Origin of the sequence: Thiocapsa sp., from assembly GCF_011390875.1 — a bacterium.
Taxonomy (GTDB): domain Bacteria; phylum Pseudomonadota; class Gammaproteobacteria; order Chromatiales; family Chromatiaceae; genus Thiocapsa.
This window is the reverse complement of record NZ_JAABRP010000383.1, coordinates 1-2487: the sequence shown is the minus strand read 5'-3', so window position 1 is coordinate 2487 and position 2487 is coordinate 1. Positions and strand designations below refer to the sequence as shown.

General features: G+C 66.1%; 2 protein-coding genes. Both read right to left on the bottom strand.

Translation table 11 applies throughout. The annotated features are described in order from the left end of the window. Positions 1–146: 146 nt before the first annotated feature. Complete coding sequence (locus tag GPT33_RS18715) at positions 147–1616, bottom strand: hypothetical protein (RefSeq protein ID WP_296812151.1); 1470 nt, start codon at positions 1614–1616, stop codon at positions 147–149. An 85-nt stretch (positions 1617–1701) separates the two neighbouring features. Beyond that, a partial coding sequence (locus tag GPT33_RS18710; RefSeq protein ID WP_296812149.1) for a DUF6384 family protein occupies positions 1702–2487 on the bottom strand: 786 nt, incomplete at its 5' end.

Below are 2487 nucleotides of genomic sequence, written 5' to 3'. Positions count from 1 at the left end.
CGCGGTTTAGAATTTAATATTTTTTAAGACTATAAACCGCGCCAGCTCCGACAGTCGTCGGGGCTGGCGCGGCCAAGCCATTCCAACAAATGACGCATATCGCACCGGGCGCGGTTTAACCTAAAGGCGTCGCCGGACGAACGCCATCAGAAGCCTCCTCCGGTGCGAAAGCCGCCGCTGCTCCCGCCGCGCTTCCCGCCCCCACCGCTGCGACCGGCGCTCCCGCGGCCCAAGCCGCCGAAGATGTCGCCTCGGGGACGCGCATTGCCGAGAGCGCCGCCCCAGACCGTACCGCGGCCGAAGGAGCCTGAGCCGAAACCGGGATCGGAGCGCTCCGGGCGATAGCGCTGCTGCTCCTGCATGACCCGCCAAAGGTTGCGTCGGTCCATGACGCCGTTCAGGAACTGTCCCAGCATCATGGCAATCATGGCCTCGTTGCCGAATTGCGAGTCCGCACGGTCGTAGCTGTTGCGTTTGAAGTCCGTCCGCAAGGATTCGACCTCGTCGAGTCGCTGCCGGGCCTGCACGAGCGACTCACGCAGCGTCTCGAGTGCGCCCTCGAGTCGGTGCCGCTCGTCCTCGCGCTCCAGCAGGCGGGCGACGATCAGGTCGTCTTCCGGGAAAGGGGTGACGAGGGCCTCGCGGCGCAGCTCCATCAGGTCGTCGCGCTGTAGCTCGGAGGTCAGCAGCTCGAGCGCCTTTGCGTTGTATTCGTCCTGTCCAGCTCCATAAAAGGCCTTTCGCACCTCGAGCCCCTGGAGGTCGCTACGCGCTTGAGCGACACGCTGGTCGATGGCCTCGAGCGCGGCCTGCTCCTCGACGATTTCCGTGTCGAGGGCCGGGATACCGTCCTCGATCCGCGCGGCTTCGTCGAGCGCCTTCAGGGCGGCAAGCTCGGACTCGGCGGCGGTCGCGAGCGCCGTGGCGTGCTCGCGCAGGCGCTCGGGGATCTCGTTCAGGCGGGCATAGTTCGCACCGGCGTCGGCAAAGCCGATCAGGCGGGCGACCTTGCCGTCGAGCCAACGGAGGGGTCCCCATGCCCTGTAATCGGGCTGTCCGTAGCGGCGTTTCCAGAGATACATGAAGAGCGGATCGCTACGGTACGAGACGCCCTTCTCTTCGCGTTCCGCTTCGCTGCGGTCTGCCTTCTCGGCGGCGTGTGCGGCTTTGCGCTCGGCCTCCGTGGCACGTTCAAGTCGGGCTTTGTAGGCGTCATCGCCGGCAAGCCGGGCCTGAGTACGGGCGTCGGCAGCGTCAACCGTCTGAACCGCGGCATCGACCCGAGCCGCCTGCTCGTTGCGCTCGGACTCCAGATTGCGGAGTGCGGACTCGGCAAATTGGATCTGCTCCTTCAGCAGCGTCAGCGCGGTCTCGCGTTGAGCCAGAAACCCCGCGACCTGCTTCTCGGACTCGTCCAGGTGCGTGAGCAAGGCGCCGTCGGCCAACAGTCCGACGCGAAGTCGCGCGAGCGCTTTATAGTCTTCGAGCTGCCCCCGGCGTTGCGCCTGCAGTTGCTGCTCGGCGCTCTCGACCCGTGCCTCGACCGCAGCGACCCGGGCGCGAGCCTCGTCGACCGCTCGATCGATCTCCCCGAGGGCTTGTCTGCCGGACATCATGCGCGGTCTCCAGAGTGAGCGGCGTCTCGCGTGCAGGTGTACCGAGCCGCATCGCCGCGTGCTCGATCGATCGCAGGACCGGGAGTTACCATTTTGTGATGGCCCCGCCGGTCGTGCGCATGTCGTACCGCGGAATCAACTCGCCGCGCGCCTTGTGGCCGAAACGGTCGCGCTCGATGATGCCGTCGTCCTGCTTGTCGCGTGCAACCGCGTTGAAGGTCTCTTCATCCACGCGAAGACCCCAGATGGCGACGGTCTCCGTCTCGCGGGTCTCTTCGTTGAGGATCGGCACGCGGACCACCCGCCCGGTCGGATCCACCGCCTCGACCAGGATGTAATAGTTGCGGGCCCCGCTGTTGAGATCCGGGATGCGCCAGACACCGCTTCGCTCGCCCGGACGGTTGACGATGCGCAGGCTGTACTCCTGGCTCAAGATTGTTCGGGCCGCTTCCAGCTCGCGCAGCGCAAGGCGTGCGCCTTCGGTATCCTCGTTGCGCAGGGCGGACTGACCCGCTCTGAGATAGCGTTCCAGGGTTTCGCGCGCTCGGTCGTTTCCGGCCAGAGCGATCGCCTCGGTATGGACGCGCACCAAATCCTGCGGCAAATCGGCATCAGGGGCCACGAAGGAGACGTAGTGGATGACGGCGGCGAGGATCATGACGCCCAGGATCCCGCCGACCCACTTACCCCAGTCGCCGCGTTTCACGTAGATCCGGGCAAGCCGCGTCGCGAGCGAGCGCGGGGGCGGGGCGTAGGTGAAGCGTCCCTCCTTGAGTGCCGCCACGCCTTGCTTGATCACATGGTCCGGCACATCGATACCCTGGGCCGCGTAGATCTTGCGCAGACGCTCCTTGAGATCCTCCTCGCGACC